Source organism: Erythrobacter sp. JB2-19 (assembly GCF_057365005.1).
Genome location: NZ_CP200290.1, coordinates 2161866 through 2187606, shown reverse-complemented (window position 1 = coordinate 2187606; position 25741 = coordinate 2161866). Strand labels below are relative to the sequence as shown.

The following is a 25741-nucleotide window of genomic DNA, read 5'->3' as shown; positions in this document are numbered from 1 at the left end:
TGCGAGCGGGGGCTCTAAAGTTAGCAGAAAGTCTGCTGTGTCAGGCGATCACCAGAAGATGTCGTAGATCACATCGACGACTTCGCCGGTGTAGGTGTCGACCAAAACCGCATCGTCATAATAGCGGACCCAGCGATACGGGCCGTAGACCTCTGGCAGGCGATAGCGCCATGGATCGTTGATGTAATACCGCGATGAGAAGAACAGGCTGTCGAGGTGAAAACCAATGCTCAAGCGGTTATAACGATAGCTGCGATAGGGCGAATAGTACCGACCCAGGCGAAAGATGCTGCGGTTGGCGCGCCTGTGGTTGTACCAATTGTAGCGATTGTGCTTGCGCCACTGGCGGTTCCACCGGCGGTGATCGCGAACTCCAGCGCGGTAGCCATTGCGATATCCGCGGCGTTCGTTGCGATATCCGCGCCGACCATCACGGTAGCCATTGCGACGTCCGTCCCGATAGCCTCTGCGGCCATCGCGGTAACCGCGGCGATTGTCCCGGTACTCACGGCGCTGATCACGGCGCTCTGCCCGGCGGCCATCGCGCCGACCATCACGATATGCGCCGCGACGTTCTGCTCTGCGCTCAGCCCTGCGGTCTACGCGGCGATCCGCTCTGCGTTCAGCGCGACGCTCTACGCGGCGATCCTGCCTGCGTTCTGCCCGGCGTTCACCGCGCCTTTCGGCACGTCTCTCTCCGCGTCTCTCTGCGCGTCGCTCACCACGGCGCTCGTTTCGAACCCTTGCAGGCGCTTCACGTGCTTGGCGCTGTGTCTGGCTAAACCCGCGGTTACCCGCGCGACCTTCACGCCGTGCTTCCCGGCGATCACCGCGTCGCTCAGTGCGAGCTTCTTGACGATTGCCTCGGCGCTCACCGCGTGTTTCCTGGCGATTGGCACGGCGTTCGCTTCTTGCTTGCTGGCGGTTGGCGCGTCGTTCACCGCGAGCTTGGCCACGGTTTGCGCGGCGCTCACTGCGCTGGTTTTGGCGAGCTTGTATCTGCTGCCCGCGATTTTCAAAGCCGCGGTTTTGCGCTTCGGCCTCAGCAGGTAGAGCAGTTACAGCCATCGCGGTGGCGAGAGCGGAAAGTGCGCTACCTTTGAGCAATTTTGTCAGGTACATAAATGCCTCCTTGGTCGCCGTTCCACCACCAACGGCTAAGTTGATATGCCCTCTTGTACCGACGAGTCGCTGTATCATAACTTAACCACTCGTTTAGGTTTACGTTCATGTTTGAAGTTCTGAAAATGAACAGCGAGAGGGATTGACCTCGCGCACATTTCCCTCAAATGCAACGCATGTTTGAAACGCTCGATGATGTCCGCAATGACTTAAGACGCCAATTGGTGAAAGCTGGCAAGGATCGAAGGCACGCTATGCACACGCCCTGCGTTGTGACCAGCGACGTCGACGCACGCACAATGGTCTTGCGGGAATTTGATGGCGATGCTTGGACGCTTAGGTTTCACACTGACAATCGCGCTCCAAAAGTTGCTGCGATTGAAGCGGACCCGCGCATGGCGGTGCTACTTTACGATAGGGGTGCGAAGATTCAGGTCCGGTTGCGCGGGACAGGGCGCATCGTTCGCGAAGGCGATGTGGTCGATCGCGCATGGGAAAGCAGCATTAACTTTGCCAAGCGTTGCTATCTGGGAGAGGGACCAGGCGCCGTATCGAGCGAGCCAACCAGCGGGCTTCCAGCGGAGTTTGAAGGCGTAGAGCCTACGGACGAACAGGTGGTGCCCGCGAGGCCTAATTTCGCGGTGGTGTTGTTCGACATCATAGAAGCCGACTGGTTCTACCTAGCGCACACTGGTCATTTGCGGGCGCAGTTCATGCGGACAGGCGGTGTGGGTGAGGGACGAGAACCCACTTGGGATGCCCGCTGGGTCTCACCCTAATCACCACTGTTTGGTAGAGGTCTAGGCCTCTGGCGCTGACCACTCGACGAGTTTCAGCTTGCCCAGTTTCGCACGGGCGAGTCCCGCATCGCGCTGCTCCTCGAACTCGACCGAACCCTGCAGTGCGCCCATGGCGATCTTCGCATCCAGCAGCACGCATTCACCCGCCGCCACGCTCAAAGTGTACGTCTTTGCCGTACCTTTTGTCTGGCTGGCCATTTGTGCCAGCACACTATGCTCGCCCGGTTCTACATCCGCTTTTACGAAACGGCCCGTGCGAAATTGTGCCGTCATGGCGTCATCAATAGTGATGTTCATGCCTTGCTGCCCGGCAATAAAGGCATCGCGCATGACATAGATCGCCCCTTTGCCTTCCGCCGCGGTGAATTGCTTGGCCGCCGACGTGGTCGCCTCGTCCGCTTCTGCGCCGCCTTTGTTTTTAAGCAGCACGAACACGACATAGCCCAATACCGGGAACATCAAAAGCAAGCCGACGATGGGATACATAAGTCCGATGACGAGGCCGACAACGACCGCACCAGCGATCAATACAATATTACGAGTGGACAGATTCATTCCTGGGGGACCCTTCTTGTAAATAGGGGATGTCCCTTAGCGTGTGTGCGGATTGGAAGCGAGGGGGATTATTGAAGCGGCTTTTCCGGCGTTGACCGGTGACCCCGCTTGCCCCTGATCTTCCCCTTAATCTTAAGAAGCAGGACCCCGGATCAGGTCTGGGGTGACGAGGAAGCTAGGAGCGTGTGCCGAAGTAGCGGCCTCACCTGGTCAGCTTCTTATACGCCAAGCGTGTCGGGCGATCCGCAGCATCGCCTAGACGGCGGCGTTTGTCTTCTTCGTACGCCTCAAAATTGCCTTCAAACCATTCCACATGAGAATTGCCTTCAAACGCGAGAATGTGCGTCGCGAGGCGATCCAGGAAGAAGCGGTCGTGCGAGATCACTACGGCGCAGCCGGCAAAGTTCTCGATGGCTTCTTCAAGCGCGCCCAGGGTCTCGACGTCGAGATCGTTGGTTGGTTCGTCCAGCAGCAGCACGTTGCCGCCTTGCTTGAGCATTTTCGCCATGTGCACGCGGTTGCGTTCACCACCGGACAGTTTGCCGACGTTTTTCTGTTGGTCGCTGCCCTTGAAGTTGAACGCGCCGACATAGGCGCGTGTGGAGGTGTCGTGACCGTTCACCTGCATGTAATCGAGCCCATCGGAGATTTCCTCCCAGACATTGTTGGTCGGGGTCAGGTCGTCGCGAGATTGGTCAACATAGCCGAGGTGAACAGTGTCGCCGATTTCGATCGATCCGGTGTCCGGTGTTTCCTGACCGGTGATCATCTTGAACAGGGTGGATTTACCAGCGCCGTTCGGGCCGATCACGCCAACAATGCCGCCCGGTGGCATCATGAAAGACAGATTTTCGAAGAGCAGCTTGTCGCCGTAAGCCTTAGAGATATTCTTAGCCTCGATCACCTTACCACCCAGGCGCTCTGGCACCTGGATAACGATCTGCGCCTTGCCCGGTTTGCGGTCGCCCTGAGCGTCCTGCAATTGTTCAAACTTGCGCACGCGGGCTTTGGATTTGGTCTGACGCGCGGCGGGGGTTTGCTTGATCCATTCCAGCTCTCGAGAGAGCGCTTTCTGGCGGCCTGACTCCTCGCGGCTTTCCTGCTCCAGACGTTTCGCCTTCTTCTCCAGATAGGTCGAATAATTGCCCTCATATGGGTAGTAGGACGCCCGGTCGAGCTCAAGGATCCACTCAACGACATTGTCGAGGAAGTAGCGATCGTGGGTGATCATCAGCACGGCGCCTGCGTATTCTTTAAGGTGGTTTTCCAGCCACTCGACCGATTCAGCGTCGAGGTGGTTGGTCGGTTCATCGAGCAGCAGAATACCAGGTTTCTGGATGAGCAACCGGGTTAGGGCAACGCGGCGTTTCTCACCGCCGGAAAGATTGTTGACCGGGCTGTCTGATGGCGGGCAGCGCAGGGCCTCCATCGCGATCTCCAGCTGGTTGTCGAGGGTCCAGCCGTCGACCGCATCGATCTTCTCCTGCAGCTCGGACATTTGCTCGCCCAGAGCTTCAAAATCAGCATCCGGCTCAGCCATTTCAGCGGAGATCGCGTTGAAGCGCTCCACCATCGCTGCTGTCTCGCCAGCACCTTCGCGGACGTTCTCCAGCACCGTCTTGCTCTCATCAAGCTGCGGTTCCTGCGGCAGATAGCCGACGGTGATGTTCTCACCTGCCCAGGCTTCGCCAGTTATGTCGGAATCGATCCCGGCCATGATCTTCATCAGGGTCGATTTGCCCGCGCCATTCGGGCCAACGATACCGATCTTTGCGCCTTGATAGAATTGTAAATTAATATTGCTCAGCACCGGCTTTTGAGCGCCGGGGAAGGTCTTGGTCATGTTTTTCATGACATAGGCATATTGCGCGGCCATCAGGCGTTTCCTTTGGGTGAATCTATTCGGAAATTGAACTTGGGTGCCAGATAGTCGCGCGAACGTGGTGGGGCAAGCGTCAGCTACGTGGTGACATTCGTAACGCAAATTAAGAGGTCGTTACGAAAATTCATCTAGGACTAAAGAGTGTAAGAAAAGCTAGACCATGCAAACTCAGATAATGACCTTCATCATACCGATCATCGCGTTGATTTTCAACGTGATTTTCTTTGTATTTTGGTGGGGTAACAAGCGCCGCCTCCATGTTCTTGCCTATTCCGCTTGTTTCGGATCGATGGCCCTTGGCGTGCTGATCAATATCTGGATCCTAGGGTCCTTTGGCCCAATGGGGATTATTTCCTACCACGTATTCTCGATGGCGGGAGTGCTGGCTCTGATGTGGGGCACGGCCGTCCGCAATGGAAAGAAGGCCCCACTTGTGGCCTCCGCAGGGACTGTGGCGTTTACCTGCATAATCCTGTGGGCTGCGATGGCAGCTGGCTCGCAAGACGCAGCTCGCATGGCTCAAAATACCAATTCCGCTTTGCTGGTTGCGATAACCGCTATCAACCTTTGGCATACGTCAGGTCGCCATTGGAGTGATCGGTCACTAATTTGGGTGCTGATCCTGCTTTCCGGTTTCGGGTTTCTGCGTCCATTCCTAACAATGCTTTCGGACTTCATTTTCGGCGCTGGCGAGGGTGCGGCAGTAATGCTTACCTCTTTGCACGTGCTGATACTTGCAGTCTTGCTTACCCTGCTGGCGCTCAGTTTGATTGCAACGGTCATCTTTGAAGATGTCCGAAACACGCGGTATGAAGCGGCCATCGACCAGCTATCGGGCTTGCGAACGCGCGGAGCGTTCGAAGCCGAGGCGCAACTCATGCTTGATCGAGCGAGCGCGAGAAACAAGCCGCTAAGTCTAATTATGGCCGATATCGACCACTTCAAAAACATCAATGATACGTTTGGTCACCTTGCTGGCGACCGCGTAATCGCTGTTTTTGGGGAGCAAATTAGCTCACTGGTGCGCAGCGGTGATATGGCTGGACGGATCGGCGGCGAAGAATTCTGCGTTTTGATTTGGGATTGCTCACTGGAAGATGCCGCGCAACTGGCTGAGCGGATCCGCCAGGCTGCTGCCCGCCAAGGCAAGTCAGAAAAGGACGAAATCAGCCCCTATAAAGTCAGCTTTGGGGTGGCCGAGTGGCGCAACATGGAAAGCTATAAAGCCTTGTTCGAACGCGCCGACAGCGCTCTTTACCGGGCGAAAGAGGCAGGCCGTAATCAGGTCTTTACAGAGAACGGCGCATTTCCTGATGGCGGCGGTTCGGTCGTTCCGTTCGCATCGCGTATGTCCCAAAGGCACGGCCTTGGAGCAGGTTGACCGAGTGGGCGCTGCCCACATTCGTCAGTAGACAATCGAACACGAGCGTTAGAGATATTGTCGCTTAAGTGGGTTCCCTAAAGCCGGTGTTAACCATATTGACCTAACCCGTTCGAACGGGGGTCGTACGGGTCGATGCAAACGCAAATTCTTGGATTGGTGACGCCGATGATGGCGCTGTTTTTCGCAGCGACATTTGTAGTGTTGTGGCGCGCAGGCCGAATGAAACGTCATGTGCTCGGCTTCGGCATTGCCTTTGCCCTGTCGGCGATTGGCTTTCTGATCACCCATTTCATGCCAGCGGACGCGTTCTACCTGTTCCACGCGACCCAGGTTTTTTACACCCTCGGCTCGGCATTCTTACTGGCGTCGGTGTGCGAGCGCGTGGGTCAGCGGCTTCATCTCGGCAGCATTGCCATTGTCTACCTTATCTCCGCCTTGACGTTGGCTCTGGCCGTGAATTTCTCCAACGATGTCGGCCCACGATTGATTATCGTCAACATGGGCTACGGCGTGATGTTCGCCATGGGCGTGACGACGCTGCTCACGGCTCGTCGCCGCAATATGATCGATCTGTTGATCATTCTGGTCATGGCGTTCCAGGCTGCTGACTTTCTCGTCCGGCCGACACTTACCCTGTTGTTTGAGCGGACAATCCCGGCAGAGGCTTATCGCGATTCGATCTACTATTCGCTGATTGGGCTGGTCCTGGCGGTGAAGGGCATGAGCAGTGCATTGGTACTGATTGGAGCGACCATTGCCGAGTGGACCAAGGCCCTGCGCGAAAGCAGCGAGCGGGACGCTCTCACTGGCCTGCGCAATCGCGGCTCGTTTGAGCAATCGATCCGAGCTTTGCTGCCGCGCGCTCAGACCGAGGGGCGCCCACTAAGCCTGGTCGTGGCTGATATTGACACTTCAAGCAGGTGAACGATTTTTGGGGGCACCAGGCCGGGGACCTGGCCATCGCAGGCTTTGGCGAGATCATTGGTAAGATGGTGCGCGCATGCGATACCTCAGGCCGGATTGGTGGCGAGGAATTCTGCATCGCGGCCTGGAATTGTGAGAATGAACCCGCGGAGCGATTGGCTGAACGGATCAGATGGGCATTCACCCGGCTGGAGCACACCGATCTTAATGAAGATATTCGCCTCACAGCAAGTTTTGGTGTGGCCACGGCGCGTGAAGGCGAAACCTATGAGAGCCTGTTTGCACGGGCTGATGCTGCGCTCTACCGGGCGAAATCCAATGGCCGAAACCGTGTGGAAAATGCCGAGCGTGCGCCTCAGGATGAAGAGAAGCTTGCTCCAAAGCCAAAGCTAGTTGAACTGAAACAAGCTGTTTCAAACTAATCTGCGATCGGAGGCTAGGCCGCCTCAATTCTCCTTCCGGCCGATCACATGAGAAGCAGCTGCGCTCAGCAAGCCTAACGCTGGACTTGGCCCGCATGGCTCGATAGCAGCGGCAGTCATGAAAAACACACTCCTCGCGCTGACCGCGCTCTCCGCCGCTTCCCTTTCTGTCACCGCGCACGCAGCCCCGGGCCTTTCGGAACTTGCCGAGGTGGCGTTGGAGCGCGATGAAATCGCGTGGGATTTTGTCGAAGGGGTGACTACAGAGGTCGGCCCTAGGCAGGCTGGTACAGAGGCTGAGACACGCGGGCGCGTTTGGGCGATGGAGTGGCTCAAGAAGCACGGCTTTCAAAATGTGGCGGACGAACCGTTTGAAATGGAGACTTGGGTACCAGGCGATATCGCCCGCGCATCGGTGACCGGACCTTTTCCGCAAAACCTTGTGGTTCAGCCGCTTGGCAACAGTGCAGCGACACCAGAAGGTGGGATCGAAGCCGAAGTGGTCTTCTTTGCCAATGCCGAGGCCGTTCGCGCCGCACCGGAAGGCAGCCTAACCGGCAAGATCGCCTATATCAGTCACCAGATGCGCCGCGCTCAGGATGGCTCGCACTATGGCTTTGCCGGCCCGACGCGCTGGGTCGGACCAGGACTCGCCGCCGGCAAAGGCGCGATTGGCGTTGTGATAAAATCAGTTGGTACCGATCATCACCGCAACCCGCACACCGGCGGCACCAATTTCCCGGAAGGGGTTGAGCCAATCCCTGCGGGCGCATTGTCTCTGCCCGATGCAGAAAATTTGGAACGGATGTTCAATCGTCCACGTTCAGAGCCAATCACACTCAAACTGGAAATGAACCCCAGTGCGTATCGGCACCACGATGAGCGGCAATGTCGTTGGTGAATTTGTTGGCCGCAATCCGGATCTGCCACCCGTACTGCTGGCGTGCCATTTGGATAGCTGGTGGAACGCGCCCGGTGCGTTTGATGATGGGGCGGGCTGCGGCATCATTGCCGCCGCCGCGATCAATGTCGCGCGCACTGGCAATCAACTGCGCACTGTTCGCGTGCTATTCGCAGGTGCAGAGGAAGTGGGGCTGTGGGGCTCTCGCGCATACAGCGCGGCTCACATCGACGAGCCGATTGGCGTGGGCCTCGAAAGCGATTTTGGCGCAGATCGTGTCTGGCGTTTTGAGAGCAATTTCCGTGAAACCAACCCTGAACTTCACGCAAAGCTGGCGGCCGCAGTCGAACCGTTTGGCGTTGCCAATTCAACCATTGCGGCGCGGGGCGGGGCAGACCTGAACATTTCGCGCGATCAGAATGGGGCGATCATTGATCTACAGCAGGACGGAACACGCTATTTCGATTTGCATCACACTCCGGATGACACGCTCGATAAGATCGACATCGTCCAACTGCGTCAGAATGTAGCGGTGTGGACTATGGTCGCAGGCACTCTTGCGCGGGAAGAACGCGTGATCAAGACCGGCGAACCCGTGCCCAGCGCTCCGGCGGTTACGGAAGAGTAAGGGGAACGCGGCAAGCGTGGATGCCTTGCCTGTGCGAGCAGAAATTTCGGAAGCTCGAAAATCTGGTCGGGGAGAGAGGATTCGAACCTCCGACCCCCTGTACCCAAAACAGGTGCGCTACCTGGCTGCGCCACTCCCCGACCGATTTTCGCCTGTCTTGCGTGCAGCACGACAGGGTGGAAGCATCATCGCTAGTGGTGGGCCCGGCAGGACTCGAACCCGCGACCTAGCCGTTATGAGCGGCCAGCTCTAACCAACTGAGCTACAGGCCCCTCTGGTCTAGCCAAGATGCAGGCCGAGCCTCTACATTGCACTTGGGAATGAAACAAGCACCCGTTTCGTCTATTTTTGAAAAGAACCTATCTGATCACATTTTGCATGATCTCGGCCACGCTGGTGCTGGGAATGTTTCGGTGGTCGAGATAGGCGTAAACCCTTTCAAACCAATCATAAATGCCCTCAACCTCAGCCGGCGTCTCGACATAGGGCGTGTGACCAGGTGCCAGAGAGGGGCTGTGAAACGACAACGTCAATACAGGCACGTCGTCGTCCAGAACCATATCAATACCGCGGATGGCCTCCTCCACGCTCACACCTTCTGGCGTCAAGGCAATCCGTTCCATCATGCCCAGGCGCGATAGGATTCGGCCCAGAGAGGGGAAGCGTTCTTGCAGGCGGCGCACCATGCCGCCTTGCCGCCTCAGCATGCCCCAATAGGCGCTGGTCACAGGCAGTTCGAGCAATTGGCGCTCTGCATCGGCCCAATAGGGCCACAGTGGATGGGCTGAGTAATCAGGGCCGTGCTGGCCGGAATAATCGAACAGAGACCTGACAGAGGTGTCGACCGCGATTCCCGCCGACTTAAGCAAGCCCGGGGTTTGCGGGCCCAAACCGTATCGACCAGCGCGGTAGATCAGCGGAGGCGCGCCAAACACCACCTCAATCCGATCCCGCAACTGTGTGAACTTGGCCGCTTCCAATGCGGGCGGCAGGTTCCCGGCATAGGAATTGTGTGCGCTCACCTCTTCATCGAACGGCGGGTTGACCCATGGATGCAATTGCACGCCAACTTCGGCTGTGCCGCGTTTGACTGCGTCGCCGATGATCTCGGCTGCAGCTGGCGAATTTACGATTGGCCAATCGACCAAATATAGTGGGATGATGCCCAGCCGCTCGCAGAATTGCTGAAATCGGCGCAGTTCAGGGATATGCTCCAGTCCAAAGCCATCTCTGCGAAAGGGTGCTTCCCAGTCAAATTCCTCTTCGGTGTCAACCGTCAGCAGAACGCGTTGGCCAAAGTCATCCGCGAACTTCGCTCTGGCGCTTTGCGCAGGCGGATCAAGAATGGACCGTGCTTCGCCCGCGGCTGCTGATTCAGAAAGGGGTTGCATGCCGGCTCCCTCCCTGATTGCCAATTCAGCGGGATCGCTGGAGCTTATGCTTTCCCGCCGCCACGTTTGCCGCTGATTGAAGCAGCGTTCTCATGTTCGGAATTAGCAGGCACGTCTTGAAGATTGCTTACCTGTACTGATGCGCTAGCGTCCGACGCGTCATGGCTAGGCAGGCCCTGCTGAGCGGTCAAGAGTGGGAGCATCAATGCCAGATGTTCACCTTCGTGGGACAGCCCGCCTTTGGCTGCGCGCGCTTCAGCCCGGGCCAGGCGGAAGGTGAAGCCCGCGCCAAATAGCCCTGCGTTGAGCACGGTGTTGGCGGGCTTAACCTGTGCAGCGAACAAATCGTCTTCGGAGATCAGTTGTGCCGGCAATTCGCAAATCAGCCGCACCAGACGATCGTCGCGGCGCAATTGACAAGTGATCATTTCACCAGAGGCGCAGGCCCCGCCAAGAGTTGCCAGAACGCGCCAAATGAGCGCTTCTGTCTCGCCAGTGTCCATCGCAACCATGATCGGCGGACCTTCGGGCTGGACAAATTCAACGCCTGCCATCCGCGGTCCAAGTACCTGCGCCAATTGCTTGGCGGTTTTGGCAATCACGGTGCCCAGGTCAGTTTCGCCCGGTATCATTTCAGCAGCGCCGGTTTCCAGCTTGGCCAGCCGGTCGAGTTCTTCAAATCCTGCGAGAATACGTGCGGCATCCGCCGCGACCGCCGCGGCCAAAGCGCGATATTCGTGCGGGGCAGGACCAAACAATTGCTGCTGAATGACCTCGGCATAGCCCTGAACGGCGGTGACCGGTGTGCGCAGCTCATGCAGCAATTGACGGATTCGGTCGCCCTCGCTGCCGCCTTGGCCGGGCATGCTGGCGGCTTTCGCTGGGCGGCGGCATCGGCCAACATAGCCGGTAAAGTTGCCTTCATCGGCAAAGCTCGGCTGCGCATCGACAATCCAATCGCCCGCGATAGCTTCCGCTCCTGCCAAGGCTAATGGCGCGTACGCAATCGGCTGCCTGCGGTCAAAGGCGCGTTCGATCAGTGTTTGTGCGGCGGGATTGGTGAAGGCCTGCGCTGGGACTAATCGTTTGCCAATGACCATCGGAGCGGCTTCTGGTTCAGCCCATTCGATCCGGCCGTTCGCATCTGTAGCAAAGCCAAAGCCGCGCACCTCGCGCTCTGACTGGCGTGGTTGTTCATCAAGTGGCAGTCGCGGGGCGCTGTCGATCGCCTGTGCGCCGCTTTCCCGGTCGCGTTTAAACTGCGCAATCCGCTCGACAAGAGCGGAAATTTCGCTGCGATTGGCATCGACCTCAGCGCCCGCAATAGGGTTTGACGCGATACCTGTTTGGTCGGTGAGACCGAACGGATCGTAGGAGGCTGTGTCAGTCTCGGGCTTCGGGAACTCCTCAGGCTCTACCGCTTGCTCTAGCTCAGGTGCTCGGGCTTCCTGAGGCTCAGCTTCGGCTGGAGTTTCTTCCGCCAGCTTCTCCGCCGCAGAACTCTCTTCTGTCCCATCCTCCGCTCTCACCTCATCGCTCAGCTCATAAGGCTCATTGTTTGGTGAAAGTGGATCGTCCGCAAGCCTGTTGCGGAGCGGCATTATCGTGTCCGGAGCGCTCGCCCCCATCAGCGATGCATAGGGCACTTCCGCTGGGGTATCGCTTGGCTCAGCAGAGATACCAAAGGAAGCTGGTGGGGTCTCCAAGCCCTCTGCACCGTCATGCCCGTTAGGACGGGGTAACCCACGGTCATGAACGCCAAGCTGGTCGAGCAAGCGCTCAGCATCGACCGGCAGATCGTCTCTGCGTCGCAAAAAACCGCGCGCTCTCACAGGCAGTCTTGGGATCAGCGCAGTCCAGTCGTTATCGCTCAAATCTGCACGGTTAAGTGCTGCGGTAGCTACCTCAGGCTCAAAATCGGCTAGATGAGCGGCCAGATCCGCGCTGCGAAACCGCCAGCCGCGCTCGCGAATCGCCGCTGCTCTCTCGTGCGCAGGGATCTTCTCAGCCAGTGCATCCATCCGCAGCCAAGATGCCGCAACCAGACTCTGCCGTCGACCATCAAGGATGCCAAATTTGCGGTTACCAAGGATATCAAGCAGCTGGCGAAATTGAGTGCGAGCGCCCACGTCGGTGTCTGCGCGTTGGCGCAGCACAGTCGCAAGGCGGTCGTCAAAAAACATATCTGCTCCGATACACACACACGGCCATCAGGCGCTAGTGGGGCCAAAAGTTTCATACCAAGCCTTTCTAACATTCACACATGGCTTTCGGCTGCGTTGCAAAGCGGGACAATTGCTGGCAAACATAATAAAATTAGTTTTGTGCATCGATCTGAGGGCGAATACTTGCTGGCTCTTGTTCTCCTAGGAACGTTGCTAGTCATAAATGAAGGTCAAATGGGAGCATACGCCGCATGGCGAATTTGGATGAAATCGATAAACGCCTGCTTTCTGAATTGCAGGCGGAAGGGCGTGTAACCAACGTTGAGCTCGCACAGCGGGTGGGGTTAACTGCGCCGCCGTGCCTCCGCAGAGTTCGCGGGCTGGAGGAAGATGGTGTTATTCGCGGCTATCATGCGGATCTGGATCCGTCGAAACTGGGTTTTGCGATCACCGTGTTCGCCATGGTGAGCCTGAAAAGCCAGGCCGAATCGAGCCTGCGCGAGTTTGAAGACGCGATGCGCGATCTACCAGAGGTCCGCGAAGTGCACATGCTCAACGGCGAGATCGATTTTATTTTGAAGATCGTGAGCAATGATCTGCAAAGCTTTCAGGAATTCCTGACCAGCAAGCTGACACCGGCACCGAATGTGGACAGTGTGAAAACCTCTCTGACCATCCGTACCGCGAAATACGCACCAGGAGTGCCCCTCTAACACTCTAAAGCCGGAGATCAGCCAATGAGCGAATTGTTTGGACCTAGCGATGGCGATGCACAGCCAGCCCCATTGTCTGAGCCGCTCAAAGGCCGTTGCCTGTGCGGTGCAGTTACGATTACGCTTAATGCGGCGCGACCGTTGGTCGACATTTGCCACTGTGAAATGTGTGTGCGTTGGAGCGGTACGTTCTTGGGCGGTTTGAGTGGTGAGAGCTTCACGATCACCGGCCAGGACGCGGTATCAACATATCGCTCAAGCGATTGGGCAGAGCGCTGTTTCTGCTCCACTTGCGGCAGCAATCTCTGGTATCGCTTTGTGCCCGGCGACCATTACAGCTTCCTCGCTGGTCTGTTTGACGTCCCAGCCGGGCTGGGCATTTTGCAACAAATCTTCGTCGATGAAAAACCTGATTGGTACGATCTGGTGCAACAAAGCCCGATGAAGACGGGCGCTGAAGTGATCGCAGAGGCAGAGGCAGCGGGCTTCAAATTTGATTAGCGCACGCTTTGAAAACGTTCACTTCTTGCGATACCAGTAATGTTCGCCATCGATGAAGATATTGTCATAGCTGCTGCGCCCGCCGCCATTTGCGCTGGGCGCGCCCAGGCTGCGCTTGCGCGACAACCTGCTCAGCGTTTGCTGCGGTTTTTTACCAAGGCCAAAATCAGCGTGAAAAGGCCGACGCCGATTAATCCGCCACCAATTTGGCCGGCGGTTCTAAAGGCCTCTGGTTCACCCCGCGCATCGGAAATCAGCGGGACCCAATGGGGAAAGAAGAAAACGATCAAGCCAATAACGATCAACAGAATTCCGGGCGAATAGCGCATTGTGTATCCTTGCTGGTTTGAGTGTGACCGCGGCTTAGCTCTCGCGTTCTTCCAGCCAGTTTTCGAGCCACTTGATCGAGTAGTCGCCGGACAGCACATCGTTTTGCTTGAGCAATTCCTGGTGCAGCTGAATGTTGGTCTTCGGTCCCTCAACCACCATTTCCTCAAGCGCACGGCGCAGGCGCATGATGCACCCTTCGCGGTTGCGACCATAGACGATCAGCTTGGCAATCATGCTGTCGTAATAAGGCGGGATTTTATAACCGGCATAAAGCCCGCTATCGACCCGCACATGCATGCCGCCAGCCGGGTGATAATAGGTCACCTGACCGGGTGAGGGTGCGAAGGTGAAGGGATCCTCTGCATTGATCCGGCATTCGATCGCGTGGCCGTTAAACTCCAGCTCTTCCTGCTTCACGGACAACGGCTTGCCAGCCGCGATGCGGATTTGCTCACGGACCAGGTCGACGCCGGTGATGGCTTCCGTAACGGGATGCTCCACCTGAAGCCGGGTGTTCATTTCAATGAAGTAAAACTCGCCGTCTTCCCACAGGAATTCGATCGTGCCCGCACCGCGATAGCTCATATCGCGCATCGCCTTTGAGCAGACCTCCCCCATGTGCATCCGCTCTTCGTGGCTGATGACTGGGGAGGGGGCCTCTTCCAGAACCTTTTGGTGGCGGCGTTGTAGCGAGCAATCGCGCTCTCCCAAATGGATCGCATTGCCATTGCCGTCGCCGAACACCTGAAATTCGATGTGGCGCGGATTCCCGAGGTATTTCTCGATGTAGACGGTGGCGTCGCCAAACGCGGCCTTCGCCTCGCTGCCCGCTTGCTGCATAAGAGTTTCGAGCTGGTCCTCGCTCTCACAGACTTTCATACCCCGGCCGCCACCGCCGGATGCGGCCTTGATAATCACCGGATAGCCGATCTCTGCGGCGATCTTCTTGCCTTCTTCCGGGTCGGACACCGCGCCGTCAGAGCCTGGGACTAGCGGCAAGCCTAGCTCACCAGCAGTCTTCTTCGCCTGAACCTTATCGCCCATCGTGACGATGTGTTCAGGCTTTGGCCCAATCCACTTGATGTCATGCGCTTCGACGATTTCGGCGAACTTGGCGTTCTCTGACAGAAAGCCATAGCCCGGGTGGATCGCATCGCACTGCGCCACCTCAGCGGCGGAGATGATCGCTGCGACATTCAGATAGCTATCGGTTGCAGATGGCGGACCGATGCAGACCGCATGATCAGCAAGGCGCACATGCATTGCATCAGCATCAGCAGTGGAGTGCACTGCAACTGTCTCGATGCCCATTTCGTGGGCCGCGCGGTGGATGCGCAGAGCGATTTCGCCGCGATTGGCGATCAGGATGCGGGTAATGGCCATAGCCTGTTGTCCTCGCGCGCTTTACGCTATCACTACGAGCGGCTGGTCAAATTCGACCGGCTGCGCGTTTTCGACTAGGATAGCTTTGATCGTACCTGACTTATCGGCAGGGATCGGGTTCATTACCTTCATCGCTTCGATAATCAGCAGCGTGTCGCCTTCTTTGACGGCAGAACCGACCTTAATGAAGTCATCTGCGCCGGGTTCCGGTGCGAGATAGGCTGTGCCCACCATTGGCGAAAGCATAGCACCGTCGTTGGCGTCTGCTGGAGCCTCGGCCGCGCTAGGCGCTGCGGTTGGTGCAGCGGCCGCTGGGGTCGGGGTAGGAGCCGCCGCAAATGGCGCGCTGATCGGCGCAGGTGCGAAGCCGCCGCGCGCGACGCGGATCTTGCGATCATTCTCTTCAACTTCGATTTCGGTTAAGCCGGTTTCGTTCAAAAGCTCTGCGAGTTCGCGAACGAGTTTGGTGTCAACATCCATGCCGGATTTGCGTCCGCCATTTGTTTTGCTGGTCGCCATGGGGGCCCCTTATTGTGTCTGCTGCGGTCATTTGCGGGATCGCAAACTGGGGTGCAGCGTGATTGTGGGGGTGATTATTCCCGCAAATTGCGGCTGGCAAGTGGCATGGACGGGTTTTGCCGTCCCAGTCGGCCAAGTGGACCTTGCGATGCGTGCGTCTAATGCTGCGCAGACTGCGAAGTTACCGCGAGCAATGTAAGGAGTCGCTTGCCTTGAGGGACTAGACCTCGTCGCCAATCACCGCATCAAGAGCGATTGTGTAGCTCGCCGCGCCATGCCCTTCGATTGTTTTCGCGGCCGCCATCCCGACATAAGAGAGGTAGCGAAAGTCTTCTCGCGTTTTTGGATCTGAAAGATGCACCTCTATAACCGGAATGGTTATCGCGCGAATAGCATCGAGCAGGGCGATAGATGTGTGAGTGTATGCAGCAGCATTCAGTAGAACGGCGCGCGCGCCCTCCGCCTGTGCTTCGTGCAGCCAATCGACCAGCATGCCTTCATAATTGGTTTGGCGCATCTCAATGGTTAGGCCGTGCTCACGAGCTTTGTCCTCAAGCATGCCTGCGATATCATCAAGTGTGTCAGAGCCATATATCTCAGGCTCGCGTAGACCGAGCAGGTTGAGATTGGGGCCGTTGAGGACATAGACGGTGCTGGATGGCTTTGCGGAATTGTCTGTCATGCAGGCCGTTTAGCGCGGGGTAATTGGCAAGCTCAAGTCCGCATCAGTGGCCGACCCAGGAAAACTACTGATCTACGCCCTTCACTTTGCCCCATTGGCGGGCGGCGGTGTACCCGAGGTAACCAGTGCCAAACAGCGCATAGAGCGGTTCAGGCAGGCCGTTGAGATAGGCATTCATTCCCGCCGCGATATTCGTGGCCGCGCTAGGGTTGAAGGCGGCGAGCACCCCCATTGGCAGTGCCCACAATATCATAGCGTACATCACATAAAGAAAACTGGGGCGTGCACGGCTGGTCCAGGGGTCGGCTGATTTTGCCTCAGCAATGATGGCTGAGATTTGAGTCTCGATCAGCCGCATTTCCTGCGAGCCTTCTAGCTTCAAGAGTTCAAGTTTGGCCTTGGCGCGCGCTTCCTTGTCAGGAATGATCTTGTCGATGATTGATGTGATCGGACCGATCAGCGTTTCCAAAATGGCCATTAATGCAGCTCCTTATCATGAGTCGCACAATAAATAACCAAAACGGTTCAAGTAGGAAAAATATATTTCCTAATCAGCTATTCTCCGGCTTCCGCCAATATCCGCTGAGCAAGTGCCAAATGCGGGCGATCAAGCATATTGCCATCCAAGGCGAGGGTGCCTGCGCCAGGATTGTCGGCAAACAATTGCACCACCGCGCGGGCATGGGATAGCTCTTCTTCACTGGGTGTGAAGGCGCTGTTGATCGGCTCGATTTGAGCGGGATGGATCGCGAGCATACCGCGAAAGCCTTGCCTTCTGACCATCAAGGCTCGTGTCCGTAGTGCATCAAGGTCGCGGAATTCCGGCTGAACAGTTTCGATCGGTGCCACCTGAGCTTTCACCGCGCCAAGCAAGCAGAGGCTGCGAGCCATTTCATAGACGTGGGAATATTCACCGTCCGGTCCGCGCTGTTCCTGAGCGCCGAGTTCTGAAGAGAGATCCTCCGCGCCCCAACTCATCGCGACGAGCCGCGGTGCTCCGTCATAGGTGCCGGTGGTGAACATCGCGGCGGCAGTTTCAGTTACCAGTGCGGCGATACGGGTTGAGCCAGGTTCCAGCCCTGCCTTCGTCTCGCGCTTGCTTAACATAGAGTCCAAGGTTGCAACGTCGTGTCCGCCCTCCGCCTTGGGCAGGAAGATGCCGCCTGGGCCGGAAGGCATGATGGTATCAAGATCGCGTTCCGTTTCGCCACTCGACAGCGGATTAATTCGCACCCAAATGCGCGCCTTGTCTTCGCGGCTGGCGATCATATCGCGTACTAAGTTCCGCGCAGCAGGCTTGTTGTCCGGGGTGACTGAATCTTCCAGATCAAGCAAAGCGATGTCGGCCGCGCTGTCGGCGGCCTTGATCATCTTTTTCTCGCTATCACCTGGGGCGAACAGCCAAGAGCGCATTCGCAGTGTCATCGATCTTTCCCCTTTGCTCCAGCATGGTTAGGCTGGGCAGTGATACGGCGCAAGCATATGCGCTAGGCGCACGCTTACGCTAAAAAGAACCCTCAATATCGACTGAAAATATCGTGCCAAAGCGGCGGCGGCGCTCCTCACGGAACTCCACAATGCCAGCGGCACGGTCGGTGAAAATCGTCCGGTCGAGATTGTTGCGGCGGTCGAGCAAATTGGCAATGCGTCCGCGCAAAGTCAGTCCAAAGACGTCTTTATGCTCAACGAATAACCGCAGGAAACCTGGACTTTCCGTGCGGTCCGCGATTTCGTCCAATCGAACTGTGGCTCTGTTGTCTCCAGCGAAGAATGCAGTGCCTATCGCCCAAGGGGAGCCGACAAAGTCCTGGCGCAGCTCGGCCTCAAATTCGATGTAACGTTGATTGGAAATCTCTCGCGCTGTGCCAAGTAGAGGGTCAAGCACTTCGCTCTCTGAATATTCGATCTCCGTATCAAATCTGAGGCCTTTGATGCCGATCGGATCGAACAGCAGCGTAAGCTCGCCTGACAGGCCGTAGATCGAGGCAGAATCGATATTGCCAGGTGCCTGTCCGCCGCCATCAATAGGAATCAGGTCGACGATATCACTGATGTCTTCATAAAAACCACGCAGGTTCAGCGAGCCCAGATCGCCAAAGCTTTGGCTAGCCTCCACCTCCAAAAGCCAACTTTGCGGTGGGACCAGATTAGAATTGGTCACGTTGGTGCGGTCTTGATCAAGATTGGTTGTGGCGATGAAGTCAAAGAAACTGAGCTGGCCAACCTGGCGTTCGATCCGCCCTGATAGATCAAGGCTGGAATTGGCATTCCAGTCGAGAGCGACAAATCCTTTGGGCCTCTGAAAACTGCGCGTTTGGCCCAAGGCGCCCGATTGGCTGATCTTCGAATATTCGCCGCCGACGGAGACCTGCAATTGAACACGGGGCGAAAGCGCGCGGCTGTAGGTCAGGCTCGTTTCAGCGCGGTCTTCCTCGACTCGGGCCGTAGCGCCTTCAAAATCGACTGGTTGGAGAACGCCGTTGTCATCGCGCTCTTCAAAGGCGGAATTGATGTCCAGGAAATTGCGGACACCCTCCAGCGCAAATTGGAAATCGCCGCCCAAGCCCGCAAAACTGTATTCAGAGCGAATGATCGTCTCGCCTTCGTCCGCATCGCGGACAAAAACAGAACCATCTGACGCAGAGCCATCGGCGAAAATGGTCAGAACTTCAGAGCGGGTGGGGCTGTCCTCGTAGCGGGTGAAGCCGATCAGTTTGAGTTGTCCGCCGCCCAGCGCGAAGCTGTAGTCGGCGCTTAGCTCATAATTGAATTCATCTTCGCTGGAGGTGAATTCGCGGAGCCGGTCGCTGGCAGAGATTGTCCCGCTGCGTTCAGAAATTTCACGTTGATCGAACAGATTTCCGCCGACCTCGCCGGTGAGGTTGAGGACATTTCCATTATCTGCAGTGCGCGCGAAAGAGCCCGATAGGGTTATCCGGTCGCCGTTGAAATTCGATTGTTCTTGGCGGGTGTCGACCAAATTTCCGGTGCCGTCGAACACGCGCTCAATCCCAGCATCGCCGCGCCGCCCAGAATCGTTTTCAAGGGCGAGGGTCCATTCCGTTTTCTCGCCGCCACCGGCCAATGAAACCTGGCCATCGCCCCAGCGAAATGGGGCGCCAGAGGAGCGCCATTCTGCCGAGTAGCGAAACTGGCCGGTGACGCGGCCAGTGCTCTGGGTGATCACATTCAGAACTTGGCCCGACAAGCCGCCGATATCGAGGCTGGCCCCGTCCACCAGCTCCAATCGTACGACATCTTCGACTGGGATGCGTTGAAGTGCGTCAACCGGGCCGTTCGATTTTCCAGATATCCGGCGGCCATTGATCAGCACATTAGTGTCGGCTTGGCCAAGTCCTCGGTCATTGCCGCCCTCACGAATGGTGAAGCCTGGAACCTGCTGCGCCATATCGAGTGCGTTGCGCGGTGCGAAACGTTCGAAATCAGCGGGCGTGAATGTGGCCCGGGCGTCTGAATCAACGGCCGTTTCATCTGAACTGGCAGCGGTGGAATACGGCACCGAACCAGACGGTGCGATTTCCTCAGCCGCGTTTTGTGCAGCAGTTGGGGCTGCGCAGATCGCGCTCGCAGCACCGCATAAAAAAGAAAACGAAAGCCCATAGGGTGCATCAAACGCGCCTTTCCAACGCAAGTTCCGAAAAGGCCCATGAATGGAAATTTCAGATTGGAAAGCGGAATCGTCAAAAATTCGACGAACGTTCCACTGGTCGGGACGACTGGATTCGAACCAGCGACCCCCACACCCCCAGTGTGATGCGCTACCAGACTGCGCTACGTCCCGGAACCAGTGGAAGGCGGCGCTATAGGGCGAGGCTATGGGGCATGCAAGCGCGCATATTGGACGGTCAAAGTTGTTCGCACATGGGCCAGATTATAAGGGCTTCGATTGCGAGGCCCTTGCATTGCTGCTAGGCGCGCCCACTTGACCCATGAGGGTGGGCGAACTGTGAGGCAGTTGCACCGCTAGTTTCCACCTTCATGATTGCGATTTTGTATTTTTGACGGGCTAATTCGACATGCTTGATATTCTTGCTGCTGCTGGCGCTGGGGATGCGCCTCCGGGATGGGTGAACTGGCTGCCAATCCTTGGCATGATCCTGATCTTTTGGTTCTTGATTATCCGTCCGCAAATGAAGCGGCAAAAAGAGCATCAGCAAAAGGTCGAAGGCTTGAAGAAGGGCGATCAAGTGGTCACTGCAGGCGGCCTGATCGGCAAAGTGCTCAAGGTGAACGACGACAATGTCGAGCTTGAGCTGGCCAAAGATGTCCGTGTGAAAGCTGTGAAGCACACCATTGGTGATGTGCTCCAACCAGGCGGCAAGCCAGCCAACGATTGATCTTTGGCCGCTGGGCCACCCCCTCGCATTACCATTCATTGTCACGCGGATTAGAACGAAACCAAAATGCTCGATTTTCCGACATGGAAGAAGTTCTGGCTCTGGGGCCTGACACTTGTCGCAGTGCTGGCGGCGATGCCATCGCTGTTTGCTGCCGCCAATGTGGAGTGGCCAGAGGCGCTGCCTAATCCTCAGGTCAACCTTGGCCTGGATTTGGCCGGCGGTAGCCACATTCTCCTCGAGGCGGATCCCGCCGAAGTTGCCGTGCAGCGGCTGGAGAATATGGAGGAAACCGTTCGCGGTGAAATGCGCCGGGCAGAACCACGTATTCGGATCGGGGACATTTCAACATCGGGCGGCGAGCTGTCCTTCATGCTCGACACGCCAACGGACATCGACCGCGCGCGCGGGCTGCTTGAGCCGGTGATGATGGGCAATAATCTGGTGCGCGAATGGGATCTAAGAGTGGTCGATGGCCAGCGCATGGTGTTGACCCCGACCGAAGACGGTGTCGATCAAGCTGTTACCGATGCGATGGACAGCGCGACTGAGGTGGTCCGGAAACGTATCGATGGACTGGGTACGCGTGAACCCACGATTATTCGCCAGGGCGATACCCGTATTGTTGTTCAGGTGCCGGGCCTTCAAGATCCCGACCAACTGAAAGAGCTGCTGGGTAAAACGGCTAAGCTTGAATTCAAACTGGTTGATCTCAACGCTCTGATCACTGACGTCCAAGCAGGAATCGTACCTCCGGGCAGCCAAGCGTTTCCTTATTCTGACGAGACGCCGCAAGCAGGGCAGATGGTCGCCGTTCGGCGGTTGGGCGGCATTCGCGGAGATAGTTTGACGAACGCGCAGGCTGGTGTGAACCCGCAGAACAATGAGAATGTCGTCAACATTCAGTTTGATCAGCAGGGCGCATCGAAGTTCTGCACCTTGAGCACGGAAAATGTCGATCGCCCATTCGCGATCATTCTCGATGAGAAGGTTATCTCGGCGCCGAATTTCAATGAGCCAATTTGTGGTGGTTCAGCTCAGATCTCTGGCACATTCACCGCTCAAAGCGCAGCTGACTTGGCGATTGCGCTGAATTCAGGCGCGCTGCCTGTCGAACTCACAGTAATCGAAGAACGCACTGTGAGTGCGGAACTTGGTGCCGATTCGATCCGAAAAGGCCTACTGGCCATGTTGATCGGTTCGATTGCCGTTGTCGCATTGATGATCGCAACATATGGCCGGTTCGGAATCTACGCGACTATCGCGCTAATATTCAACGTTCTCATAATCCTTGGGATTATGGCAGGGCTCAATACCACTCTAACTCTGCCGGGCATTGCAGGCTTTGTTATCACGGTCGGCGCAGCGGTCGATGCCAACGTTCTTATCAATGAACGGATACGCGAAGAGCGAAAGCGTGGCAGGCGCGTTGTAGCGGCGGTGGAGAATGGCTACAAAGAGGCCAGCCGCGCAATCTACGATGCCAACATCACAAACTTCATTGCTGGCGTTTTGCTATTCTTGTTCGGTTCGGGCCCAGTTCGCGGTTTTGCTGTAGTGCTAGTTGTTGGCTTGTTCACGAGTGTTTTCACCGCGCTTGTCCTAACCCGCATGTGGGTTGCCGGTTGGCTGCGTGCCAAGCGCCCCAGCGATATCAACGTTTGAGGAGAGCTGACCAATGAAACTGCTCAAACTCGTTCCTGAAGATACAAACATTAAATTTCTGCGCTTGCGGGTGCCGTTCTTCATTCTCAGTCTGCTGCTGATCGCGGCAAGCTGGGCTTTGGTATTTATCAATGGTATCAACTATGGCGTCGATTTTGCTGGCGGCCAGGAAGTTCGTCTGACTTTCGTCGAGCAGGATCAAGCACCAGTGCCTGAGCTGCGCGAGATGGTCGGCAGCCTGGGCTATGGAACTCCGGTGGTGCAGGAATTCGGCGCGCCCAATGCGGTTTCGATCCGCGTTCCTTTGCCAGACGGCGTGGAAGATGAGCCGGGCGCGGCGACGGCTATTGGTAATGAAGTCATCGAGATGATTGAGGGCGCATACCCCCAGGTCAGGCGCGATGGCAACGACACTGTATCTGGTAAAGTGGCTGGCGAGTTCCGCCAGGATGCTGTGCTGGCTTTGCTGGCAGCTATGCTCGCTGTGGCGCTCTATATTTGGATTCGGTTTGAGTGGCAGTTTGGCGTTGGCGCGCTGTTCGCACTGTTCCACGATGTCTCGGTGACTTTGGGCATGTTCGCGCTGTTCCAGCTCGAATTCAGCCTCCAGATTATCGCCGCGATTTTGGCGATCATCGGCTATTCCTTGAACGATACAATCGTGGTCTACGACCGCATCAGGGAGAACTTGAAGAAGTATCGCAAGATGCCTCTGCCGGAGCTGCTTGATCTGTCGGTCAATGAGACCTTGGCCCGGACGGTGATGACCTCTTTAACCTTGCTGGTTGCGCTTGTTCCGCTGCTGCTAATCGGTCCGGCAAGTCTGTTTGGCCTGGTCGCGGCGATCACCGCTGGTCTGTTCATTGGCACATATTCGAGCGTCTATTTGGCGGCTCCGGTGCTGATTTGGATGGGCGTGACTTCGAACAGCTTTGTACCTCAGGAAACCAAGGAAGAGCGGCAGGAAAAGATCGCTCGCGGCGAGGCGTAAGGAGCTAACCAGTAGACAGCGCTCGCTAGACTTTGGTTCCTGCTAGCTTGGTGTAATGCTCGGCCAACTGCGCTCCGTTGGTTGTCCAATTGAAACGCTCCGCCATGAATGCAACCTGCTGTCTGTCGGCTGGCTTTGCCATCAGGGACTGAACCGCGCCCACCACCGCCTCTGGCGTGCGCTCGATCAAATAGCCTGCCACATCGCTGGTTATGATCTCGCGCGCGCCGCCGACATCGCAGGTGATCACGCGGGTACCGCAGGCTAGCGCTTCAACCCATGCATTGGCGAGGCCTTCACTGCGTGTGGGCAAAGCCATCGCATCGGAGGCCGAGAGTACGATTGGCAGCAAATCATGGTCGATTGACCCAGCGAAGTGAACGCGGTCTGCCACACCCAGATCGCTGGCGAGGCTGCGCAAATGCCGCTCGTCCTCGCCCTTACCGATCAGGATTAAGCGCGCCTCTGGCAACGAGGGCAAGGCGCCAATCGCGATGTCTTGTCCCTTGCGTTCCACCAAGGCACCAACGCAGCTAAGCAGCGGCACTTTCTCCGGCAGATCAAAGCCCAGTTCATGTGCCAGCTTTGCCCTCAAACCAGTGTGATCAAGCGGACGAAAACGGTCACGGTCGAGGCCGGTATAGTGCAGGCGGATCTTGCTGCGTTTCATGCCCAAGGCGACCATGTCTTCGCGCAGCGCCTCACTGACCGAGAGTATGCCGTCGGCGCGCTCTGCGGCCTCGAGGATTTGCTCACGGGCGAAGTCGCGGCCGCACCAATAGCTAATGTCGGCACCGCGCGCTTTGATCGATAGGGGCAATTGCATTTGCTCCGCGATCCAGGCTGCCGCTGGGCCGTCTGGAAAGAAGAATTGCGCGTCGATTACGTGGACCGGATCGCTCGCATGGATACGCTTGATCAGCGGCAGAGCAGCCTTCGCGATGGCGCTGGCATTTCGGCGTGCACCCATCTTTGGGATCAAGGTAAAGCGAGGCCGATGAATCTCAATTCCGCCTTCGAGAGAATGCGCCGGCAAGTTGGCGAGCGCACGGTAACGGCCGAGCGCAATCGGCGGAATGCCGAGCGGATTGATTACTGTAACACGCCAGTCGCCGCGCTTGGCCAGCGCCTCCAGTGAGCGTGCAACGAACGTTCCGAAACGCAGGTTTGCCGCGTTTGGGAATAGGGTGGATATCGAGACGACATGTTTGGACGCTTCGCTCACTGGATCGCTCACAAACGGCGCACCAGCATGTCAGCAACCGCGATCCATGGCGGGTTGTCGACGACCTGCTGTTTCTCACCCGCGCCGGGTGGAAGAATGCCAACCAGAGTGCCTCGGCGGTCAATTAAGCGCCCAAAGGCAAAACGTCCGCCTGGCCTTGGCACGAGGCAGTCGCGATTGATCGCGCTTCCAGCATCCTCGGGCGATAACTGCCGTAACCATACCAAGTCACCAGGGCGAAACTCTCCAATGCTGGCAGAGACGCTGAGCACCATGCGCGCTACGCCCTCTTCACTGGAAGCGAGATCTGTCGGCAGAATGGCCTCGCGCGGGCGTTCGAGCGCTTCCGCGCCAGCCGTAGTTAGCTCCGCGACGATCTGTGCTTGAGGAATTTCTTCGGAGCGAACCAGTGCCTCTGCATCCACTCCAAGCGCGCCAGCAATCCGCTCCATCCATTTGAGCGAGAGGTTGCGCATCCCCGTCTCTAGTCGGCCAATGGTTTGTGCCGTGGTTGGCGGATCGCAGGCCTCGGCCAGTTCTGCTAGCGTCAGCCCCTTGCTCTTGCGAATGTCGCGAATGCGGTTGATCATGCTTTGCCTATAAAATGAACCAAATTGGTAATTTTACCTTTCCTACACGAACCAATGCATTGCAAGCCCTGTGGAGAGAATACGCACAAGGAGGGATTCGATGGGAAGAGAGTTGGTTGAGCGCGAGCTGACGCGCGAAGGACCGAGACGGGAACAGTCGAACAAGAGCACGGCGAAGGGTAAACGCCGCAGCGTGACGATGAACCTGGCGGAATCTCCGCTCAGTTGGCTGCATTCGCGCGGTCATATTTCGGACCGCCTGTACGATGCGGGCGAGCGACTGCGAGCTGATTATGAGCGAGCGCAGCTGCCAGCGAACCTCACCATGCGCTGGGATCCGGTGCGGATCAAAACCACTGGGGAGCAGGGACTTTCAAGCGGGGAGAAGCAGATATCGGCCAAGCGCCGCTTTGATGAAGCTTTGCAGCAGGCTGGCAAAGGTCTGGAGGATATCCTTTGGCGCGTTGTCTGCGCAGGTGAGGGCCTGCCAGTGGCAGAAAAGACCCTGGGTTGGCCCGCGCGCAGCGGCAAGCTGGTCCTGAAGCTCGCTCTAGACCGTGTCGCCGATTATTATCGGATCAATTAGTACCGGGCGCGGGCGCCGCGCTTA

Annotated in this window: 26 protein-coding genes and 3 tRNA genes; 12 read left to right on the top strand and 17 right to left on the bottom strand. The window is 57.2% G+C overall.

Annotation, left to right across the window (positions count from 1 at the left end; all coding sequences use genetic code 11):
• Positions 1-48: 48 nt before the first annotated feature.
• Positions 49-1122: an RcnB family protein gene (locus AC0V6O_RS10490; protein ID WP_486143816.1), complete on the bottom strand. Its 1074-nt coding sequence runs from the start codon at positions 1120-1122 to the stop codon at positions 49-51.
• A 167-nt stretch (positions 1123-1289) separates the two neighbouring features.
• Here AC0V6O_RS10490 and AC0V6O_RS10485 point away from each other — a divergent pair, with 167 nt between their 5' ends.
• On the top strand, positions 1290-1901 hold the full coding sequence (locus AC0V6O_RS10485; protein ID WP_486143814.1) for a pyridoxamine 5'-phosphate oxidase family protein: 612 nt from the start codon (positions 1290-1292) through the stop codon (positions 1899-1901).
• A 21-nt stretch (positions 1902-1922) separates the two neighbouring features.
• Here AC0V6O_RS10485 and AC0V6O_RS10480 read toward each other — a convergent pair whose 3' ends face one another.
• A complete protein-coding gene (locus AC0V6O_RS10480) occupies positions 1923-2477 on the bottom strand; it encodes a hypothetical protein (RefSeq protein WP_472639217.1) in 555 nt (184 codons plus the stop codon).
• Positions 2478-2679: 202 nt separating this feature from the next.
• Positions 2680-4353: an energy-dependent translational throttle protein EttA gene (ettA, locus tag AC0V6O_RS10475; protein WP_486143811.1), complete on the bottom strand. Its 1674-nt coding sequence runs from the start codon at positions 4351-4353 to the stop codon at positions 2680-2682.
• A 166-nt stretch (positions 4354-4519) separates the two neighbouring features.
• Here ettA and AC0V6O_RS10470 point away from each other — a divergent pair, with 166 nt between their 5' ends.
• From AC0V6O_RS10470 to AC0V6O_RS10450, 5 genes are all read left to right on the top strand, one after another.
• The gene (locus AC0V6O_RS10470; RefSeq protein ID WP_486143809.1) at positions 4520-5740 is read left to right on the top strand and encodes a GGDEF domain-containing protein; all 1221 of its coding nucleotides are present in this window, start codon (positions 4520-4522) and stop codon (positions 5738-5740) included.
• A gap of 135 nt (positions 5741-5875) precedes the next feature.
• Positions 5876-6667: a GGDEF domain-containing protein gene (locus AC0V6O_RS10465; protein ID WP_486143807.1), complete on the top strand. Its 792-nt coding sequence runs from the start codon at positions 5876-5878 to the stop codon at positions 6665-6667.
• Complete coding sequence (locus tag AC0V6O_RS10460) at positions 6664-7089, top strand: GGDEF domain-containing protein (RefSeq protein ID WP_486143805.1); 426 nt, start codon at positions 6664-6666, stop codon at positions 7087-7089. Before AC0V6O_RS10465 ends, AC0V6O_RS10460 begins: the two co-directional genes overlap by 4 nt.
• Before the next feature lie 118 nt (positions 7090-7207).
• Entirely contained in the window at positions 7208-7990 is a 783-nt protein-coding gene (locus AC0V6O_RS10455) for a hypothetical protein (protein WP_486143803.1), read from the top strand.
• Complete coding sequence (locus tag AC0V6O_RS10450) at positions 7950-8618, top strand: M20/M25/M40 family metallo-hydrolase (protein ID WP_486143801.1); 669 nt, start codon at positions 7950-7952, stop codon at positions 8616-8618. The genes AC0V6O_RS10455 and AC0V6O_RS10450 overlap by 41 nt, the downstream gene beginning before the upstream one ends.
• A gap of 63 nt (positions 8619-8681) precedes the next feature.
• On the opposite strand, the gene AC0V6O_RS10445 is transcribed toward AC0V6O_RS10450, so the two are convergent.
• The 4 genes from AC0V6O_RS10445 to AC0V6O_RS10430 all read right to left on the bottom strand — a co-directional run bounded on the left by AC0V6O_RS10445 (position 8682) and on the right by AC0V6O_RS10430 (position 12192).
• Positions 8682-8758: transfer RNA gene (locus AC0V6O_RS10445), tRNA-Pro, on the bottom strand.
• 55 nt (positions 8759-8813) lie between these two features.
• Positions 8814-8890 (bottom strand) — tRNA-Ile (locus tag AC0V6O_RS10440).
• Positions 8891-8977: 87 nt separating this feature from the next.
• Positions 8978-10009 carry a polysaccharide deacetylase family protein gene (locus AC0V6O_RS10435; protein ID WP_486143799.1) on the bottom strand — a complete coding sequence of 344 codons (1032 nt, stop codon included), beginning with the start codon at positions 10007-10009 and terminating at the stop codon, positions 8978-8980.
• Positions 10010-10053: 44 nt separating this feature from the next.
• On the bottom strand, positions 10054-12192 hold the full coding sequence (locus AC0V6O_RS10430; RefSeq protein WP_486143797.1) for a histidine kinase dimerization/phospho-acceptor domain-containing protein: 2139 nt from the start codon (positions 12190-12192) through the stop codon (positions 10054-10056).
• A 233-nt stretch (positions 12193-12425) separates the two neighbouring features.
• Here AC0V6O_RS10430 and AC0V6O_RS10425 point away from each other — a divergent pair, with 233 nt between their 5' ends.
• Both AC0V6O_RS10425 and AC0V6O_RS10420 read left to right on the top strand, forming a co-directional pair.
• Entirely contained in the window at positions 12426-12887 is a 462-nt protein-coding gene (locus tag AC0V6O_RS10425) for an Lrp/AsnC family transcriptional regulator (protein WP_472644749.1), read from the top strand.
• Positions 12888-12911: 24 nt separating this feature from the next.
• Positions 12912-13388 (top strand): GFA family protein, encoded by a 477-nt coding sequence (locus tag AC0V6O_RS10420; RefSeq protein WP_486143794.1) that lies wholly within the window; start codon positions 12912-12914, stop codon positions 13386-13388.
• Between the two features lie 131 nt (positions 13389-13519).
• Here AC0V6O_RS10420 and AC0V6O_RS10415 read toward each other — a convergent pair whose 3' ends face one another.
• The 8 genes from AC0V6O_RS10415 to AC0V6O_RS10380 all read right to left on the bottom strand — a co-directional run bounded on the left by AC0V6O_RS10415 (position 13520) and on the right by AC0V6O_RS10380 (position 20104).
• A complete protein-coding gene (locus AC0V6O_RS10415) occupies positions 13520-13693 on the bottom strand; it encodes a hypothetical protein (RefSeq protein ID WP_486143792.1) in 174 nt (57 codons plus the stop codon).
• Positions 13694-13751: 58 nt separating this feature from the next.
• A complete protein-coding gene (accC, locus tag AC0V6O_RS10410) occupies positions 13752-15101 on the bottom strand; it encodes an acetyl-CoA carboxylase biotin carboxylase subunit (RefSeq protein WP_486143790.1) in 1350 nt (449 codons plus the stop codon).
• 21 nt (positions 15102-15122) lie between these two features.
• On the bottom strand, positions 15123-15620 hold the full coding sequence (gene accB, locus AC0V6O_RS10405; RefSeq protein ID WP_486143788.1) for an acetyl-CoA carboxylase biotin carboxyl carrier protein: 498 nt from the start codon (positions 15618-15620) through the stop codon (positions 15123-15125).
• A 220-nt stretch (positions 15621-15840) separates the two neighbouring features.
• On the bottom strand, positions 15841-16302 hold the full coding sequence (locus AC0V6O_RS10400; RefSeq protein ID WP_486143786.1) for a type II 3-dehydroquinate dehydratase: 462 nt from the start codon (positions 16300-16302) through the stop codon (positions 15841-15843).
• Positions 16303-16366: 64 nt separating this feature from the next.
• Positions 16367-16780 (bottom strand): holin family protein, encoded by a 414-nt coding sequence (locus AC0V6O_RS10395; RefSeq protein ID WP_472644755.1) that lies wholly within the window; start codon positions 16778-16780, stop codon positions 16367-16369.
• A gap of 77 nt (positions 16781-16857) precedes the next feature.
• Entirely contained in the window at positions 16858-17727 is an 870-nt protein-coding gene (locus tag AC0V6O_RS10390; RefSeq protein WP_486143783.1) for an HpcH/HpaI aldolase/citrate lyase family protein, read from the bottom strand.
• 79 nt (positions 17728-17806) lie between these two features.
• Positions 17807-19822 (bottom strand): TonB-dependent receptor plug domain-containing protein, encoded by a 2016-nt coding sequence (locus AC0V6O_RS10385; protein WP_486143781.1) that lies wholly within the window; start codon positions 19820-19822, stop codon positions 17807-17809.
• A gap of 205 nt (positions 19823-20027) precedes the next feature.
• A tRNA-Pro gene (locus AC0V6O_RS10380) sits at positions 20028-20104 on the bottom strand.
• A gap of 235 nt (positions 20105-20339) precedes the next feature.
• Between AC0V6O_RS10380 and yajC the strand changes: the two genes are divergently transcribed.
• From yajC to secF, 3 genes are all read left to right on the top strand, one after another.
• The gene (gene yajC / locus AC0V6O_RS10375) at positions 20340-20660 is read left to right on the top strand and encodes a preprotein translocase subunit YajC (protein WP_486143779.1); all 321 of its coding nucleotides are present in this window, start codon (positions 20340-20342) and stop codon (positions 20658-20660) included.
• A gap of 66 nt (positions 20661-20726) precedes the next feature.
• A complete protein-coding gene (secD, locus tag AC0V6O_RS10370) occupies positions 20727-22325 on the top strand; it encodes a protein translocase subunit SecD (protein WP_486143777.1) in 1599 nt (532 codons plus the stop codon).
• 13 nt (positions 22326-22338) lie between these two features.
• Positions 22339-23316 (top strand): protein translocase subunit SecF, encoded by a 978-nt coding sequence (secF, locus tag AC0V6O_RS10365; RefSeq protein ID WP_486143775.1) that lies wholly within the window; start codon positions 22339-22341, stop codon positions 23314-23316.
• 25 nt (positions 23317-23341) lie between these two features.
• On the opposite strand, the gene AC0V6O_RS10360 is transcribed toward secF, so the two are convergent.
• A complete protein-coding gene (locus tag AC0V6O_RS10360) occupies positions 23342-24553 on the bottom strand; it encodes a glycosyltransferase (protein ID WP_486143773.1) in 1212 nt (403 codons plus the stop codon).
• On the bottom strand, positions 24550-25131 hold the full coding sequence (locus AC0V6O_RS10355; RefSeq protein ID WP_486143771.1) for a helix-turn-helix domain-containing protein: 582 nt from the start codon (positions 25129-25131) through the stop codon (positions 24550-24552). The genes AC0V6O_RS10360 and AC0V6O_RS10355 overlap by 4 nt, the downstream gene beginning before the upstream one ends.
• Positions 25132-25231: 100 nt before the next feature.
• On the opposite strand from AC0V6O_RS10355, the gene AC0V6O_RS10350 reads away from it, so the two are divergent.
• Positions 25232-25717, top strand: coding sequence for a DUF6456 domain-containing protein (locus AC0V6O_RS10350; protein ID WP_486143769.1), 486 nt, complete (start codon positions 25232-25234; stop codon positions 25715-25717).
• The last annotated feature ends 24 nt before the right edge of the window (positions 25718-25741 follow it).